The following is a 16,047-nucleotide window of genomic DNA, read 5'->3' on the forward strand; positions in this document are numbered from 1 at the left end:
AATCTGTTCCTTTCTCTTTTTAAATAAATGATAACCAAAGCGGAGGCTGTCTTAAGCAAATTCTCTGCGATAAACAATCGGAGCTGTCAAAATAACCAGAGCACAGATCACCCATAAGACAGGTTCGCAGACACATACAGCTATGTACCCCCAGACAGGTACAGCCCAAAGCGAAAACCAGACTTTTCCTATCAGTTCGATAACACTGCATAAAAGCGGCAAAACCGGACGCCCCATCCCCTGTAAAGCGCTTCGTATAATTACCAGCAGTGCCATTGGAGGAATCATCGGAATACTGATTTGGAGGTAAAGTACCGCATTGGAAACAACTTCCTGACTTCCACTTCCTGTGATGAGCTTTACTGCATTTTCAGCAAACAGAAATGTAAATAAAACAGCAAACAGCCACCACACTCCATATAAAAGCAGGGCTGTCTTAATTCCTTTTGTGATCCGGGAACGGCAGTTGGCCCCATAGTTTTGGCTGGAATAAGTTGCAATACTTGCAGCCAGGGCAAGACCCGGATTATAGAATAATTCTGCCAGACGGCGGGCTCCCATCTGAGCGGCAATATAGACACTGCCAAGTGCATTAATACTGCTTTGCAAAACAACACTGCCAATATTATAGATCGTACTCATAAGTGCCATGCTAAGCCCGGTCCAGAGCATTTTCAAAACAAATTCCGGCTTTACCCGTAAATCCTTTTTATGGAAATGAAGTCCCCGATAATTCTTAACAATGTAAAAAAAGCACAATACAGCACTGATTCCCTGTGCGAGTACAGTGGCTGTCGCCGCTCCCTGCACTCCCATTGCCAGACTTCCCATAAACAAAAAATCAAGTCCCACATTCAGTACGCTGCTAAAGAGCAGAAACAGCAGCGGAGTAAAGCTGTTGCCAACAGCCTGAAGCAGACTGAATTCCAGATTATACGCCATGGTCAAAGGAATGCCGGCTAAAATAATGGTAAAATAGCTCAATGCCCCTGCCAAAGTATCTTCTGGTATCTGCAGGCCCGATAAAAGCGAATACTTAAGCAGCAAAAAACCTGCTGTAAGAAATACGGCAAAAATGCAGGAGATACTCACCATCCAGCAGACAGCCTGCTTCATTTCCTTTTGCTCCCCGGCACCAAAATATTTGCTTACAGTCAAAGCCAGACCATTGTTTAATCCAAAAGCAAAATTGGTAATAAGACTGTAAAGTGCCGCAGTAGCTCCAATCTGCGCCAAAGCTCCATCCCCTAAAAGATGGCCTGCGATCGAAGTATCTGCCAGACTATAGAGCTGCTGCAACAGGTTTCCGAAAAAAAGCGGCAGAGAAAAATAGAGAAGCAGTTGAAACGGACTGCCCTTTGTCATATCAAGAACGCGACTTTTGTAATCCGACTGCATGAAAATCCCCCCTTTTGATCACTTACAGATGCAGCACCCGAAATCCACGATTCTATCTGTATTTTTTATTTTTATTATAAGCGTAAATTCCCATTGCTGCTTTCACAGAAACGTCATATACTATAAAAAAAGCGACAAAAGAGGGGGATTTTATGATACGGAACAGAACTTTTGTTTCAACAGATTGTTACAGGAAGGAATTGCAGGAACAAGGCTTACAGCTTTTTAATATGTATGCAAATGAAGGGGATATCCACCAATACATTGCTGATTGTATCCCTTCCCACTGGCACCGGGAATTAGAAGTCTTTCTTTTATTGCAGGGCAGCGTGATAATTCAGATCGGAGATAATATATATCACGCGGAAGCGGGGGAAGGGTACTTTATTAACACCGGAGTACTGCATTCTTTTGCCGCAGCTGTACCTTCCCCCTGTATCTATCATTCCTTTGTATTTGACTCTGGCATCATAGGCGGTACCCCTGGAAGTGTCTTTGACACAATGTATGTCCGCCCCTTATTGGATGCAGGTCCGGATTTTCTGAAATTTCAAAAGGAGGCAGGAGATGAAGCCTTTTTTCAGCAGTTTGATACAGCCTTTACTGCCTGTGAGAAGGAGAAATCCGGATATGAGTTTGAAGTTCGGGAAGCGCTGTCAAAAATATTGCTATACACAAAGGAAAAGCATCAGACCATGCCCTCCCGCAGAATGCCAACTCTGCAGGAATCCCGTTTGAAGCAAATGTTAGAATGGATTGACGGAAATTTAAGAAGTGTAATGACGGTAAAAGAAATTGCAGATACGGCAAATATCTGCACCAGAGAATGCCAGCGAATATTCAGCCGGTATCTGCATTACAGCCCGATGGAGTATATTCAGCAGAGGCGTCTTTTTAAAGCTGCAGAACAGCTTTCAACCACAGATGCACCCATAACCGAAATCGCTTTTGACTGTGGCTTTTCCAGCCACAGCTACTTTACAAAACAGTTCAAGGCATTGGTGGGTGCCACCCCCACGGAATACCGCGCTGCAATACAGGAAAACCGGTCTAAAACACCGTTTTAAATTAGATAATAACCTGCGGTATTAATCACTGTTCCCAATACAGCTGACATGACGGTCATCGGCACGATTGATTTTTTATCGTCCCTGGACGCAAGAATGATAACTGGTAATGCTACACCCAATCCAATCATTCCGCCTTTTAACCACCATGCAATTCCATTGAACTTAATATTAAATATGATAAATGGAAGAATCAGATAAAATACAAATGCAGAAGCGATTGAATATTTATCAAACTTCATTTTTATCATTGGCAGCACATCAACAACACCTGCAACTATACCAATTAGTAACGTCAGTAAGAATTCCTTCATACGGTTATTTCCTCCCCGGCATTTCCGGTAATAACTCTCATTGCATAGGTATCCAGAAGATTTTTAATAAATTTATGAATCACATCTGGTGAACGGTATTTTGGAAGCTGTGCAAAAACAAATGACATCTGATCCATTTCTTCCATTGCCTGAGTGAAATTTAAAATCGTATTTTCATCAGCTCTGGACATATTACTATACTCTAAATTCTGGGGATCTAACCTTCTCGTATGTATGGCATATCCAACCCGCTTCTTACAATTACATTTGCCTGTCTGGGATAAACCACAATATTCACTCAAAAATTCTCCAACCTGTTTTCGAATGCGTGACAGGCGCTGACGGTATGCTTCTGGTGAAATCTCCAGAATTTCACCGCAAATCTTACTATCCACCTTAAACATAACACCAAGAACATAGATCAGACGGCTTTCCGGGTCAAGGCACTGAAGCATAACATTGGTACAGGAATGTTTCAATTCTTCAGCCAGAAGATTCTCGTCTACGCTTTGCGTTAATTGATTCGTGTTATCAATGAACCCATTATCAATATCCTGCCCATAAAACTCAAAACTGAGCTGATGCTGTGCAAACATAGTCTTTTTGTAATTGATTAAATAGTTGGCAGCGATACGATAAACCCACGTAGAAAATGCACTTTCCTTACGAAATGCAGAGAGCTGAGTAATAACTTTAATAATAATTTCCTGCGTCGCATCCTCTGCATCACAAGGCATTCCCAGCATTCGAAGAGACAGGTTATAAATCATATCCTGTACGCTTAGAATTAGTCCTTCAAGGGCCTCCTTATCCCCTTCCACTGCCCTGTCAAATAAGTGAAATATTTCGCTTTGCATGACTTGTTCCTCCTTAATTTTATGTGTCAATAATTAGACAGCCAGAACCTGGCAGTTGTGACAGATTATTTAATTTATACTCTTCTACATTTCTGCATCATTCTCTTCTTCATAAGCGTCTTCCATCTTAACTGAATCTTCCACCTGCTCCTCAATGAATTTCACACGAATAATTGCCTGAGGCCAGTTTATAGAAATCTGACTGTGTCTGCCTTTCTCCCTGGCCGCTCCTGCAATAATTTCCAATATTTCCTTCATGACATCTTTGGTGAGATATCCGCCTCTCCAATGAAAGGTTAAGACCTTTCCTTTTTTGATTGCCTGCTGGCAGCGCTTTGCTATATCTTCCAATTTGGTGAATGAAAGTTTCTTCTCTTTATAAAAGAAATGATCGCCATTGCCGCACTCCGGAACCTTGTATATCACAGTTTCATGATCCTTAAAAATATTCTTATCATCCAGGTTGAAATAATCATATCTTAATTCTTTTTTTCCTAACGTATTATCGAATGTGGCGTCCAAATGATACCATACCCCATTGATTCGAACCACGTTCCAGGCGTGCCGGTATTTGATGTTCTTTTCCGGATTATTTTCCGAAATGGCAACAATACAGGGAATAGAAAGCTGATCACAAAGGATCTTCACTGATTTTGCAATTCCTTCACAAACGCCTACTCCCTGCCCCAATGGACCCAGAATTTCATGTGAATATTGTTTCTTCAGCTTATCGTAAGTCACATTTCCACAGATAAAATCATGAATGTATTGTTCCTTTTCCCAGTCACTTTTATCTTTCACCACCCTGGCAAGCTTTTCCACCCTGGCAGACATTGCCGCCTGATGCTCCCTGATTTTATTCTTATCAAATAAATAAACCGGCTTCATCTTTACTAACGTAGAGTTATCGTAGAAGGAATATTGAAATGTCGAAGCATAAAATATCTCCGGACAATCCAATCTCAACTTAAAAAAGATCTCGCTGAGCTCAGCTCCATCGGTTCTTTGTACATCAAAACTCTGTGAAAGGGACTCCAGGCCACTCTTCATAACCTGATAGATTCTTTGTTGCTGCCTATTCATCTGATTATAGTAATATGGTTCCATTTTATTGTTTCTCCAAAATAGTAGTATTAAGTTTATTATTTCATTGCCTGTAATGTAAGAGATCCCTGAAAGTATATAAATTTCCAGGGATCGAGTATTATGGAACTTCTTCAATTACTGCCGGCTGATTTATATAAATCATAAAAATACAGTCCATTGGATAAAAGTTCATTAAATGTACCTTGTTCAACAATGCAGCCATCATTAAATACAATAATCCGGTCAAAATTTATTATGGAAGTTAGTCGATGCGCAATTGCTATGACTGTTTTACCCGACAATAGAATCATAATTTCCTTCATAACATCTTCTTCTGTTATATTATCCAAAGCAGAGGTCGCTTCATCCAAAATAACAATATTATTTTTTTGAAACCACAGCCTGGCTAGTGCCAGCCTCTGCCTCTCACCTCCTGATAATGTCATGCCACGCTCACCAATTAGAGTATCAATTCCTTTCTCCATCTTTAATACCAAATCATTCAATTTCAATTTTTTTAATACTTCCCAAATATAATCGCTATATACGTTTTGATTATAAATCATATTTTCTCTGATTGTACCATCAAAGACTGGGGCATCCTGTGAGATATAGCTCATATTTTCATATAAACTGTTTAGGCATATTTCTTTTAATTCATGACCATCAATCTTGATACTGCCAGACTCATATTTTAACAGTCCTAATAAAAGCTTGACTAATGTTGTTTTTCCTGAACCGCTGCTTCCTACTAACGCAATTTTTTCACCCCTATGGATCTGGATGTTTAAATTATTTATAACCATCTTCCTATCGTACTGAAAGTATAAATTTTTTATATGAATTTCACCCTGTTCTACCACAATACTTTTTCCAATATCCAGCTGCTCATCATTTTTCATATTGAAAAACTCTTCAAATTTGCGATATGTTGCCTTATCCAGCTTGTATTGAACAAATAAGACATTGAAAATTGCAATGGGCGTATATGCATTCTCAACTAATGAAAGCAAAGCCACCGATGTTCCTATGGAAACAGATTGATTCAGCCAGGCAAATACAAGTATTCCTACATTTAAAACTGCCACAAGTAAGGCAAATATGGTGAAAAAAGCTTCATGAATCATATTCATCTTAACTTTTGATTTCACAATTTCAGTCTTCGAACTTTCTGCTTTTTGAATTTCATAAGGAAAGCGGCGGTTCATACGAAACACTACCATTTCCATAAATCCCCGGACCAGATAATGATTCATCATCTCTTCATTACACAGGATATTTTCTTTTATTACATACAAAACCTTCAATAGTAAATTTGTAATGATAAATACAATCACGTAACCACACAAGATTAAATAAGTAATAAATTTGTTCATTCTCCATATAATAAGGACACTGAAGATAATTGTAGGAATCAACTGTCTAATAACACATAACCAAAATCCAAAGATAATTCCTTTTCCTGCATTTGCTCCATTTTCAATACTTTGTGTAAGTTTCCCCGTTCCCAATGACTGATAATCTATATATTGAATTCTGCTAACCTTCTTTAAAGCCTGCATTTTAAAATCCAAATAAATTGCATTACCAAGTTTCTGTTTCGGATACTCGTCCAAATAATTCAACATATAAAAACTAATTAATACGAGCCCATAGGCAGCAATGATATCTATGTTTATTGAATGACTGTTGAAACCATCTATAATTTGCTGAAAAAACTTAATTTTATAGTTTGTTAAAAATGCGATCAATAAACCGGTTGTAATGTACAAAGCAACAGCTTTTCTATTTTCTTTTAAGATTTCCTTCATTTGGCTCATTTCTGTACTCCTTCTTATTTTCTTACTCTAAAAAGTGAAGCAGTACAGTTGAGACTGTTAACATGTTATAACATTAACCTCAGCACAATCTGCTAACAGTTTATATCAACTGTACTGAGAAATTACCTCGAATATATTTCAAAATATTTCACCGCCGATCTATTAATTATATCTGCTGATACCATTATACTGCTCTAAATATACCATGTAAACACCACTATTTTACTATTTTTTGTGATTGAATCCTAATCCCAATCCTTTTTCCAGCGTTTTAGTGAGGGCACGTAGTTAAGTAATATTTCTCTGGCAGCATTTTCATTCGTGCAATTCATTTGTTACCAAATAATTAGGGTAAAGAAAAACCCTTGCAAATGAGTATTTACAAGGGTTTGTATAAATCTGCTTATTATCTCTTTGAGAACTGCGGCGCACGACGAGCTGCCTTTAAGCCGTATTTCTTTCTTTCTTTCATTCTTGGATCTCTTGTTAAGAATCCTGCTTTCTTAAGAACTGGACGGAATTCAATGTCTGCCTTAAGTAAAGCTCTGGCGATTCCGTGTCTTACTGCACCAGCCTGTCCGGTGAAACCACCGCCGTGTACGTTTACTAAAACGTCAAACTTATCTACTGTCTCTGTTGCTGTTAATGGCTGACGAACAACAACCTTTAATGTCTCAAGACCGAAGTACTGATCGATGTCTCTCTTATTGATGGTGATCTTACCTGTACCTGGTACTAAATATACTCTAGCGATAGATTTTTTTCTTCTACCTGTTCCGTAAAATTTTGCATTAGCCATGATAACTTCCTCCTTTCAGCACCTCTGATTAAAATTTGAATTCTAAAACTTCTGGTTTCTGAGCAGCGTTATCATGTTCTGCGCCAGCGTATACGTGAAGTTTTGTTATCATGCTTCTTCCTAAAGGTCCCTTTGGAAGCATTCCCTTAACTGCTAATTCAATAACTCTTTCAGGCTTTTTAGCCATCATTTCTCTTAAAGTTGTTTCTTTCATACCGCCAACATAATCAGAATGGCTGTAGTAAATCTTCTGATCTAACTTCTTACCGGTAACTTCAATCTTATTTGCGTTCACTACGATTACATAATCACCGCAATCCATATGTGGTGTGTAAATCGGTTTGTTCTTTCCTCTTAATACTTTAGCTACTTCTGAAGCCAAGCGTCCTAATGTATATCCTGTAGCGTCAACTACGTACCATTTTCTTTCAATTGTTGCTGGACTAGCCATAAAAGTCTTCATTGGACAACCTCCTGTAAATTATGGTGTTTTTAAGCATTTCCATATTACGAAAACATGTTTTCATAACCGGATAGACGGTGCAAAAAGCGGCACCTTTTCTCGAAAAGCTGAAAACAACTTTCCAAAAGTTATATTACAAAATGCTCATTCCGGGGCTTGGCTTGAACATTTTCGTCTAACGTCACAGTTATACATTATATTACATTTCTAGCTGTGTGTCAACCTTTTTTCCTGTAAAAGCAGGGGTTTTTTCCTTTAAAATCAAGGCTTTGCAGGCTGGCTTCCAGTTACCATCCATCCATTTCCTGATTCGTCAGGTGAAAAGCTGTAAAATCCATATGCCCTGCCTGTAATAATCCGGCCTTCCTGTTCTTCGTCCTTTACCAAAACAGTATGAGCTCCGTTTCTTACTGCCTGATGCACGACACGGATCAGAAGCCGTTCAAAATCCTCTTCCCTGCATCTGCGGATCACCAGACTAGCTTCCTTATGAGAAGCAATCCGATCCTGATAAAGAGTATAACTCCACTCCTTATTTTCACCCTTAATTTCTTTCTCAAGTTCTTTTTCATACTCAAGGCTCACCAGAGTAAGACCTTTCGCCGCAGCTTTCGGTCCTGCTGCATTCCGGTCCCTGGCGTCTAAAATCTCTTCCACATGCCCGGGAGGATAAACTCCCATGCCCACTTTCATCAGTGTTCCTGCAATGATTCTTACCATATTATATAAAAATCCATTGCCCTTAATCCGGATTGTAATAAGATCATCAGACTTTAAAACCTCCAGACTGTAAATGGTCCGTACCGTTTCCTCTGCCTGCCCTCTTGCGGTGCAGAAGCTTTTAAAATCATGTTCGCCGATCAGACAGGCAGCACCCTCCCGCATCTTTTCCACATCAAGGGGGAAGTAACAGAAATAGCTGTACAGCCGCATGGTTGGAACTTCGATCTTCCGGTTCATAATCTTATACTCGTAAGTTTTAATACAGTTTTGCTTCCTGGGGTGGTAACTGCCCGGAACTTCCTCCGAGTGAAGCACCCGGATATCTTCCGGCAGCCTCTGGTTTAAGGCAAAACAGATCTTGTCTGCAGGCATTCGGTTTTCTGTATCAAAAACTGCCACATTTCCCTCCGAATGCACCCCGGAATCTGTCCTGCTGGCACCGGTTACAGTGACCGGCTCCTTTAATAAGTCGGTCAGAGTGCGGTTTAAAACCTCCTCAATGGTGATTCCATTGTTCTGGATCTGCCAGCCACAGTAATTGGTTCCATCGTAGGCAACGATCATCTTAACCCGTTTCATAAATCCTCCTTTGTTCTTAAAAGCTCTTCACTCTCAGGATCCGGAGACCTATAATGACGGCAAGATAAAGAACATACACCAGATATGTGATTCTGTCCTGGTTTCCATACTTAAGCGGCTTCATTTTCGTCCGGCCTTCTCCGCCCCGGTAGCATCTGGCTTCCATCGCCATGGCAAGATCTGTGGCACGGCGGAACGCAGAGATAAAAAGAGGCACCAGAAGAGGAATCATATTTTTCGCCTTCTGGATCAGATTCCCGGTCTCAAAGTCCGCACCTCTTGCCATCTGCGCCTTCATGATCTTATCCGTTTCTTCCACCAGAATCGGTATAAAGCGCAGCGCAATGGACATCATCATGGATACCTCATGCACCGGTACACGGAAACGGTTTAAGAATCCAAGGCTCTTCTCCAGACCGTCAGTCAGCTGGTTAGGAGTGGTCGTCAGCGTCATGATGGAAGATCCAACCACCAGATAAATCAGCCGGATTCCCATAAAACCAGCCACCATAAATCCTTCCTTTGTGATCTTTAAAAATCCTAAAGTCAGAACTGCCTTGCCGGGTGTCAGAAACAGATTGAAGCTGACGCTGATCAGAAGCAGAAATACAATCGCCTTCAGGCCCCTGACCATAAACTTAAAAGGAACATTACTGAGCTTTATGGCCGCTGCAAGAAACACAGTAGCTATCATATAGGCCCAGATATCATTTGCAATAAATAGGGATATGATAAAAACCATGGTCCCAAACAGCTTTGTCCGGGGATCCAGTTTATGAAGAATGGATTCCACCGGATAATACTGCCCTAATGTAATATCTTTCAGCATAATATCTCCCTGTCTATTTTCCCAGAAGCTTTAAAATCTCGTCTCTGGCTTCTTCTATTGTTGTAATGCTGGTATCAATGGGAACACCGTGGGATTTCAGCGTCTGAACCACATAGGTGATCGCAGGAGCTGCCAGGCCCATTGCTTCCAGTTCCTTATAATGCTGAAACACTTCCTTTGGTGTATCGTCAAACACCTTTTCTCCATGATTCATGACCAGAATCCGGTCTACATACCGGGCCACATCTTCCATGCTGTGGGAGACTAGAATAATCGTCATGTTCCGTTCCTCATGAAGCCGCTTGATCTGATCCAGAATCTCATCTCTTCCTTTTGGGTCCAGCCCCGCTGTGGGCTCATCAAGAATCAGAACATCCGGATTCATGGCGAGAACGCCAGCAATTGCAACACGCCTTTTCTGACCTCCGGAAAGTTCAAAAGGAGACCGTTTATAGTAACTTTCATCAAGACCTACCATGGTAAGCGCTTCTCTCGCCCGCTTGGCCGTTTCTTCCTTGTTCAGTCCCTGATTTTTAGGCCCAAAACAGACATCGGTAAATACATCGATTTCAAAAAGCTGATGCTCAGGATACTGAAATACAAGTCCTACATGACTTCTCAAAGCCCTGAGGTCATAACCGTCATTATAAATATTACTTCCATTATAATATAGCTTTCCGTCTGTTGCACGGAGCAGTCCGTTTAAATGCTGGATTAAGGTAGACTTACCGGAACCGGTATGACCGATCAGCCCCACGAATTCTCCATCCTGTATCTCCAGGTTCACATCCTTTAATGCATGCTGCTCAAAGGCTGTCCCTTTTCCATAGATATAATTGATATGCTCTGCTTTAATTGCCATGGCTTCCTCCGTTCTCCAGAATTACTTCTCCGGGAAAACGTTCTGCAAACCGTGGAAGAAGGTTCTCCATCAGCTCATCCAGTGTCAATATCCCATCAGGCAGATCAAGACCTTTTTGTTTTAACTCATAAGCAAGCTCTGTGACCTGGGGAACATCCAGCCGGTAGGATTTAAGCTTCTCAACCTGAGAAAATATCTCACGTGGCGTGCCATCCATGACTACCCTGCCTTCATCCATTACGATCACTCTGTCAGAACCTGTTACCTCTTCCATGTAGTGGGTGATAAGCAGAACCGTGATTCCCTCTTTCCGGTTCAGTTCATGAACCGTTTTAACCACTTCTTTGCGCCCATTGGGATCTAACATGGCGGTAGGTTCATCTAACACGATGCACTGGGGTCTCATGGCCATTACACCTGCTATGGCAACCCGCTGCTTTTGCCCTCCAGACAGCCTGTTAGGGGACTTTAAGCGGTATGCAGCCATTCCAACGCTTTTTAAACTCTCGTCCACCCGTTTCCAGATTTCCTCTGTAGGCACACCTAGATTCTCAGGTCCGAAACCCACATCCTCTTCTACAATATTTCCAATGATCTGATTATCCGGATTCTGGAAAACCATTCCTGTCTTCTTGCGGACCTCCCAGAGATTCTCTTCCCTGGAAGTATCTAAATCCTGAATCCATACCGTACCTTCCGTAGGCAGCAATATGGCATTGAGCTGTTTTGCAAAGGTTGATTTACCAGATCCATTATGGCCAAGTACTGCAATGAACTGTCCCTTTTCCAGATCCAGGCTCACACCGTCAATGGCACGTTTAATTTCTTCAATATTTTCTTCTTCATCTTTTCTGATATAATCAAATATCAGTTTCGACGTTTTAATTATTCCCATAGTAAACCTTTCTTTAAAAGTGATACATCCGTATGCCACATAATTTTAGTTGAATATTGCATAACAGTCAAGCATCGGCATGTATCTTTTGCAAAAACGAAGGATTAAAAGCAAAAATTGGTGAAAATATAGTTTTTCCTTACAAAAACAGATAGATGGTACAGACGTTTCCATCCATACCATCTATCTGCTTTATTGTATCCATAAGCCTGATTCATTAACCTTATAATTTCCATCTACCGTTGTATTCGTAGCCAGGCTTCCATCTCCGTTGAGATAATACCATTTGCCCGGTGTCGGCTGAATCCATCCGATCGCCATATCTCCGTCGGTATTAAAGTAGTACCATATTCCATTGAGTTCCTGCCAGCCGGTCTTCATTATAGCTTCTGCGTCCATATAGTACCATTTCTCATCAACCTTCTGCCAGCCGGTTACAGCATAGCCATCCTGCTTAAAATAATACCATTTACCGCTGATCATCTTCCAGCCGCCAGTCACATAGTTGCCGTCTTCTCCGCGGTACTTCTTACCTTCCTGGTAAGTTGCCCATACACCTAACGTCTCGCCCAGTTCCTGAACTACAGAATCATCAGAAGTAGTGATATCTCCTTCTTTTAAATAATCCTCTTCCGATGAATCCTTTAAGATGGCTTTCACTGTGTAGAAGTATTTATAACCACTGCTCATATAAGGAAGAAGATCTACTGATGTGGAAGATGTGGTCAGGCTTTTAATCCAGATACCGCCTTCCTGATACAGGACTACCTGATATCTGGAAGCGAACGGCACCTTCTTCCAGGAGGCTTTGGTTTTTGCAGCATCGCTCCAGCCTGCCTTTTCCGGGCATTCCAGTTTTGCAACCGGAACATAAGAGAAGGTGATGACAGTCTCCCCGTCTTCACTGTTTACAGAAAGCAGATTTGCACCTTTCACGGTGCAATCCGATCTCTCATAAGAACCGGATACCCGAATGGTCCCCTTTACCTTCTTTCCAGGCTCCCATTGATCCTCTTTCTTGCTCCAGTCGGGGCTTTCTTCCGAATAATTCACTTTTACAGTGGGAACATTAATTCCCTCCGTCCAGGAACTCTTACTGCCATTCTCCACGTAGATCCTTAAGCTGCCTGACGCTGATGCTGTTATTCCGGTTCCAAGAATCATGATCATGCATAAAAGCAGAAACCATATTCCTTTCCCTTTTCTCCAATTCATCAATATCTACTTCCTTTCTTCCCTACTTTCTCCAGATTCCCTCTCCATCTATTGCAAAACCGCTGATATTGGTGTTCACAGCCTTTGAGCCCTCACCTGGATAAAAATAGAACCAATTGCCATCGATCTGCTTCCAGCCTTCCTGCATGACGCCCTTGGAATCAGCATAATACCACTTGTTGTTGTAGGAAATCCAGCCAGTTATCAGTGCACCCTCAACTCCGTTTGTAGTGGAAGGATTTAAATAGTACCATTTGTTATCAGATTTGTACCATCCCGTAAGCATGGCTCCGTCACTGTTAAAGTAATAAGTTTTGTCACCCTTTTGCTGCCAGCCGGTCAGCATCACTCCATTACCATCAAAAAGATACCATATGTTATTGATTTTAGACCAGTTATTCTTTAAATAGGTTCCATCTGGATAGCGGTAACTCCAGGAGTTACCATTCTTGATCCAGCCTACTGCTCCGGTGGATGCCGTCCCGCTGTCCTGTCCGCTGCCGTCTGATACCTTTTCCTGAGGTACATATACCTCACCGGATTCAGTCCAGTCACTGTTCTTTCCGTATTTATCTTCAGTGCTACTATATGGCACTGTGCGTACTTTAAAACTGTAGGTGCCTGCTTTGGTCATATAGGGATAAAAATTATAAGAAGTTGCTTTCAGTTTCTCTACCTTCTTAATAAGGGAGCTTCCGCGGTATAAATATACATCATAAGCACCGGAGCCGTTATCTGGTTCACTCCATCTGGCATTGCCAAAACCAGAATCCTTCCAGTCAGCATCTTCCGGAGAATCATAGGTTCCCTTGATCGGTTTAAAGGTAAATGTTACATATAATGTATCTGTACCAGAACGGTTTGAGGAAACATAGGTGCCCCCCTTGATCGTAATATTGCTCGACTGATAGCCGCCTTTAAATGCATATTCATCAGCATCCGTAGCATGCAGCGTAACCTTCATCTTCGGTTCAGATCCAATTTTCATTTCCTTGCTGTCAGATGTAATCCAGTCCAAGTCTGACACTTCATATCTGTTATTGTTGGTGTAAACATAATTGCCGCTTTCCGATGTGGTTGAAAAAGAAGTTTCAGAAGGCAGAGTGTCTCCATTGGAAATCTCTTCCAACCCTACGTTAATCGTTACAGACGTTATGGTTTTTACGGTAGCTGCCATTGTCGCAAACGGTATGCTTGCCGTCAATACCCCCAATGCAGAGACGAAAGTCACCAGTCTCTTTAAACGCTTCATACTTAATACCTCCCGATTTTATTTTAGCGCATTTTTACAATAGAACCATAATATTCTACAATTTACATTATAGCCCTGAAAGTAATTGTCCGTCAACTTACGATATTCTTTCTTTATTCTTGCGTTTCTTAACTGATGGGAGATATAAAAAACCCGATAAGGAATCGCTTCCATACCGGGATTTAAATATTAATTATACAAGCTCAAGAACTACTTCCATCGCTGCATCACCTTTACGCTGGCCGATCTTAACGATACGTGTGTAACCACCGTTACGGGATACATACTTTGGTGCAACCTCATCAAACAGCTTCTTTGGAAGATCAACAGACTTTGTATTCTTCTTTCTTCCTGCAGCTTCAGACGGAACTTCTGTTACATCGTAAAGGACCTTTAACATCTGTCTTCTTGCATGAAGTCTGGAAGGAAGATCTTTCTTGATCTCTTTTTCCACTTCATCATAAACAGTTACTTTCTTGCCGTTTACAACATCTTTTACTCTCTTGCCGTCTTTATCTTTACGTGCAACCTTAGCTGTGACTTTAACAGTCTCGAAGTTATCTTTCTCCTTAACTGCCAGAGCGATCAGACCTTCTGCAACTTTGCGGATTTCTTTTGCTCTTGCTTCTGTTGTCACGATCTTGCCATTATAGATTAATGCAGTTACCTGGCTTCTGATTAACGCTTTTCTCTGACTGGAAGTTTTTCCCAGTTTTCTATATCCTGCCATCTCAATATTCCTCCATTTGTGGAACACGGATACATGCTTCTTCGGTCTTACTGTATCAGTGCTTAATCTCCATAAATCAACTGCTTAAGCGAATCAATTATGCATTGGTATCATCGCTTGGATTCAGCTGTAAGCCTAATTCCTTCAACTTTGCCAGCACTTCTTCTAAAGACTTGCGGCCTAAGTTTCGAACCTTCATCATATCCTCAGAAGTTCTGTTGCACAGTTCTTCTACCGTATTGATTCCGGCTCTCTTGAGACAATTATAAGAACGGACAGAAAGCTCCAGTTCATCAATGTTCATCTCCAGAACTTTTTCCTTCTCATTGTCTTCCTTCTCCACCATAACTTCTGCAGTCTTGGCGTTCTCAGATAAATCAATGAATAAGTTCAAATGCTCACTCAGTACCTTTGCAGCCAGACTGACTGCTTCATCCGGTGCCAGAGTTCCATTTGTAAATACATCTAATGTCAGCTTATCATAATCGGTAACCTGACCTACTCGGGTGTTTTCTACCGTCATGTTGACGCGCTCTACTGGTGTATAAATAGAATCAACAGCAATCACACCTATCGGTAAATCTTCACTCTTATTCTTGTCTGCACTCACATAACCACGGCCCTTTGTAATAGTAAGTTCCATATAGAACTTGCTGTCTGTGCCGCCGCTAAGCGTAGCGATAACCTGATCCGGGTTCATGATCTCAATATCGGGATCAGCCTGGATATCAGCAGCAGTTACAACACCTTCGCCTTCAAACTCAATGTATGCAACCTTTGCCTCGTTGGTATCGCTGTTGTTTTTAATAGATAAGCTCTTGATGTTCATAATGATCTCAGTCACATCTTCCTTAACTCCAGGAATAGAACTGAATTCATGCAAAACGCCGTCGATTTTTACCTGACTGACTGCAGCGCCCGGTAAGGAAGAAAGCATGATTCTTCTTAAGGAATTACCTAAAGTCGTGCCATAACCTCTTTCAAGCGGTTCAACTACAAACTTGCCATATTTTTTGTCTTCTGAGATTTCAGCAATCTCAATGTTTGGTTTTTCAAAATCGAACACTAATAGCCCCTCCTTTTGGGTATTTTGTATCGAGGGTCTTATACTCAAACCTTGCCCGGAAGCATAACGCCCCCGGGCGAAAGCCAGCTTCT

The 16,047-nt window shown here is 41.2% G+C and carries 15 protein-coding genes and 1 pseudogene; 1 reads left to right on the forward strand and 15 read right to left on the reverse strand.

The features are described 5' to 3' along the window. Window positions 1–51: 51 nt before the first annotated feature. On the reverse strand, window positions 52–1,398 hold the full coding sequence (locus DS742_RS12180; protein WP_117417283.1) for an MATE family efflux transporter: 1,347 nt from the start codon (window positions 1,396–1,398) through the stop codon (window positions 52–54). Between the two features lie 152 nt (window positions 1,399–1,550). On the opposite strand from DS742_RS12180, the gene DS742_RS12185 reads away from it, so the two are divergent. Further along, window positions 1,551–2,465, forward strand: a complete 915-nt coding sequence (locus DS742_RS12185; RefSeq protein ID WP_117417284.1) for a helix-turn-helix domain-containing protein — start codon at window positions 1,551–1,553, stop codon at window positions 2,463–2,465. Here DS742_RS12185 and DS742_RS12190 read toward each other — a convergent pair. The 14 genes and pseudogenes from DS742_RS12190 to DS742_RS12255 form a co-directional block, all read right to left on the reverse strand. Then, window positions 2,462–2,779, reverse strand: a complete 318-nt coding sequence (locus DS742_RS12190; RefSeq protein WP_117417285.1) for a hypothetical protein — start codon at window positions 2,777–2,779, stop codon at window positions 2,462–2,464. The two genes, DS742_RS12185 and DS742_RS12190, sit on opposite strands and share 4 nt — an antisense overlap. Further along, window positions 2,776–3,636 carry an RNA polymerase sigma factor gene (locus DS742_RS12195; protein ID WP_117417286.1) on the reverse strand — a complete coding sequence of 287 codons (861 nt, stop codon included), beginning with the start codon at window positions 3,634–3,636 and terminating at the stop codon, window positions 2,776–2,778. The genes DS742_RS12190 and DS742_RS12195 overlap by 4 nt, the downstream gene beginning before the upstream one ends. An 84-nt stretch (window positions 3,637–3,720) precedes the next feature. Beyond that, on the reverse strand, window positions 3,721–4,743 hold the full coding sequence (locus DS742_RS12200; protein WP_117417287.1) for a transglutaminase domain-containing protein: 1,023 nt from the start codon (window positions 4,741–4,743) through the stop codon (window positions 3,721–3,723). A gap of 110 nt (window positions 4,744–4,853) precedes the next feature. Beyond that, window positions 4,854–6,542, reverse strand: a complete 1,689-nt coding sequence (locus DS742_RS12205) for an ABC transporter ATP-binding protein (protein WP_117417288.1) — start codon at window positions 6,540–6,542, stop codon at window positions 4,854–4,856. Window positions 6,543–6,948: 406 nt separating this feature from the next. Beyond that, complete coding sequence (rpsI, locus tag DS742_RS12210; protein WP_117417289.1) at window positions 6,949–7,341, reverse strand: 30S ribosomal protein S9; 393 nt, start codon at window positions 7,339–7,341, stop codon at window positions 6,949–6,951. A gap of 28 nt (window positions 7,342–7,369) precedes the next feature. Next, window positions 7,370–7,804, reverse strand: coding sequence for a 50S ribosomal protein L13 (gene rplM / locus DS742_RS12215; RefSeq protein WP_117417290.1), 435 nt, complete (start codon window positions 7,802–7,804; stop codon window positions 7,370–7,372). Window positions 7,805–8,371: 567 nt separating this feature from the next. Next, window positions 8,372–9,106, reverse strand: a pseudogene (gene truA, locus DS742_RS12220) (tRNA pseudouridine(38-40) synthase TruA); the annotation flags it as partial. 16 nt (window positions 9,107–9,122) lie between these two features. Beyond that, entirely contained in the window at window positions 9,123–9,935 is an 813-nt protein-coding gene (locus DS742_RS12225) for an energy-coupling factor transporter transmembrane component T family protein (RefSeq protein WP_117417292.1), read from the reverse strand. A 13-nt stretch (window positions 9,936–9,948) separates the two neighbouring features. Beyond that, the gene (locus tag DS742_RS12230) at window positions 9,949–10,797 is read right to left on the reverse strand and encodes an energy-coupling factor transporter ATPase (protein WP_117417293.1); all 849 of its coding nucleotides are present in this window, start codon (window positions 10,795–10,797) and stop codon (window positions 9,949–9,951) included. Continuing rightward, window positions 10,787–11,692, reverse strand: a complete 906-nt coding sequence (locus DS742_RS12235) for an energy-coupling factor transporter ATPase (protein WP_117417294.1) — start codon at window positions 11,690–11,692, stop codon at window positions 10,787–10,789. Before DS742_RS12235 ends, DS742_RS12230 begins: the two co-directional genes overlap by 11 nt. Window positions 11,693–11,884: 192 nt before the next feature. Next, window positions 11,885–12,907, reverse strand: coding sequence for an N-acetylmuramoyl-L-alanine amidase family protein (locus DS742_RS12240; protein WP_117417295.1), 1,023 nt, complete (start codon window positions 12,905–12,907; stop codon window positions 11,885–11,887). 22 nt (window positions 12,908–12,929) lie between these two features. Beyond that, on the reverse strand, window positions 12,930–14,159 hold the full coding sequence (locus DS742_RS12245) for a PspC-like choline-binding domain-containing protein (protein WP_117417296.1): 1,230 nt from the start codon (window positions 14,157–14,159) through the stop codon (window positions 12,930–12,932). Window positions 14,160–14,352: 193 nt separating this feature from the next. Beyond that, the gene (locus DS742_RS12250; RefSeq protein ID WP_117417297.1) at window positions 14,353–14,889 is read right to left on the reverse strand and encodes a bL17 family ribosomal protein; all 537 of its coding nucleotides are present in this window, start codon (window positions 14,887–14,889) and stop codon (window positions 14,353–14,355) included. A gap of 97 nt (window positions 14,890–14,986) precedes the next feature. Beyond that, entirely contained in the window at window positions 14,987–15,955 is a 969-nt protein-coding gene (locus DS742_RS12255; RefSeq protein WP_097002521.1) for a DNA-directed RNA polymerase subunit alpha, read from the reverse strand. Window positions 15,956–16,047: the final 92 nt, after the last annotated feature.

It is taken from the genome of Lacrimispora amygdalina, from assembly GCF_003432035.1.
In the GTDB taxonomy this organism is placed as follows: domain Bacteria; phylum Bacillota; class Clostridia; order Lachnospirales; family Lachnospiraceae; genus Lacrimispora; species Lacrimispora amygdalina.

Excerpts from the sequence above, each read along its gene's own strand:
- DS742_RS12180 (WP_117417283.1), bottom strand. The coding sequence starts at position 1,398 with ATGCAGTCGGATTACAAAAGTCGCGTTCTTGATATGACAAAGGGCAGT.
- DS742_RS12185 (WP_117417284.1), top strand. The coding sequence starts at position 1,551 with ATGATACGGAACAGAACTTTTGTTTCAACAGATTGTTACAGGAAGGAA.
- DS742_RS12190 (WP_117417285.1), bottom strand. The coding sequence starts at position 2,779 with ATGAAGGAATTCTTACTGACGTTACTAATTGGTATAGTTGCAGGTGTT.
- DS742_RS12195 (WP_117417286.1), bottom strand. The coding sequence starts at position 3,636 with ATGCAAAGCGAAATATTTCACTTATTTGACAGGGCAGTGGAAGGGGAT.
- DS742_RS12200 (WP_117417287.1), bottom strand. The coding sequence starts at position 4,743 with ATGGAACCATATTACTATAATCAGATGAATAGGCAGCAACAAAGAATC.
- DS742_RS12205 (WP_117417288.1), bottom strand. The coding sequence starts at position 6,542 with ATGAGCCAAATGAAGGAAATCTTAAAAGAAAATAGAAAAGCTGTTGCT.
- rpsI (WP_117417289.1), bottom strand. The coding sequence starts at position 7,341 with ATGGCTAATGCAAAATTTTACGGAACAGGTAGAAGAAAAAAATCTATC.
- rplM (WP_117417290.1), bottom strand. The coding sequence starts at position 7,804 with ATGAAGACTTTTATGGCTAGTCCAGCAACAATTGAAAGAAAATGGTAC.
- DS742_RS12225 (WP_117417292.1), bottom strand. The coding sequence starts at position 9,935 with ATGCTGAAAGATATTACATTAGGGCAGTATTATCCGGTGGAATCCATT.
- DS742_RS12230 (WP_117417293.1), bottom strand. The coding sequence starts at position 10,797 with ATGGCAATTAAAGCAGAGCATATCAATTATATCTATGGAAAAGGGACA.
- DS742_RS12235 (WP_117417294.1), bottom strand. The coding sequence starts at position 11,692 with ATGGGAATAATTAAAACGTCGAAACTGATATTTGATTATATCAGAAAA.
- DS742_RS12240 (WP_117417295.1), bottom strand. The coding sequence starts at position 12,907 with ATGAATTGGAGAAAAGGGAAAGGAATATGGTTTCTGCTTTTATGCATG.
- DS742_RS12245 (WP_117417296.1), bottom strand. The coding sequence starts at position 14,159 with ATGAAGCGTTTAAAGAGACTGGTGACTTTCGTCTCTGCATTGGGGGTA.
- DS742_RS12250 (WP_117417297.1), bottom strand. The coding sequence starts at position 14,889 with ATGGCAGGATATAGAAAACTGGGAAAAACTTCCAGTCAGAGAAAAGCG.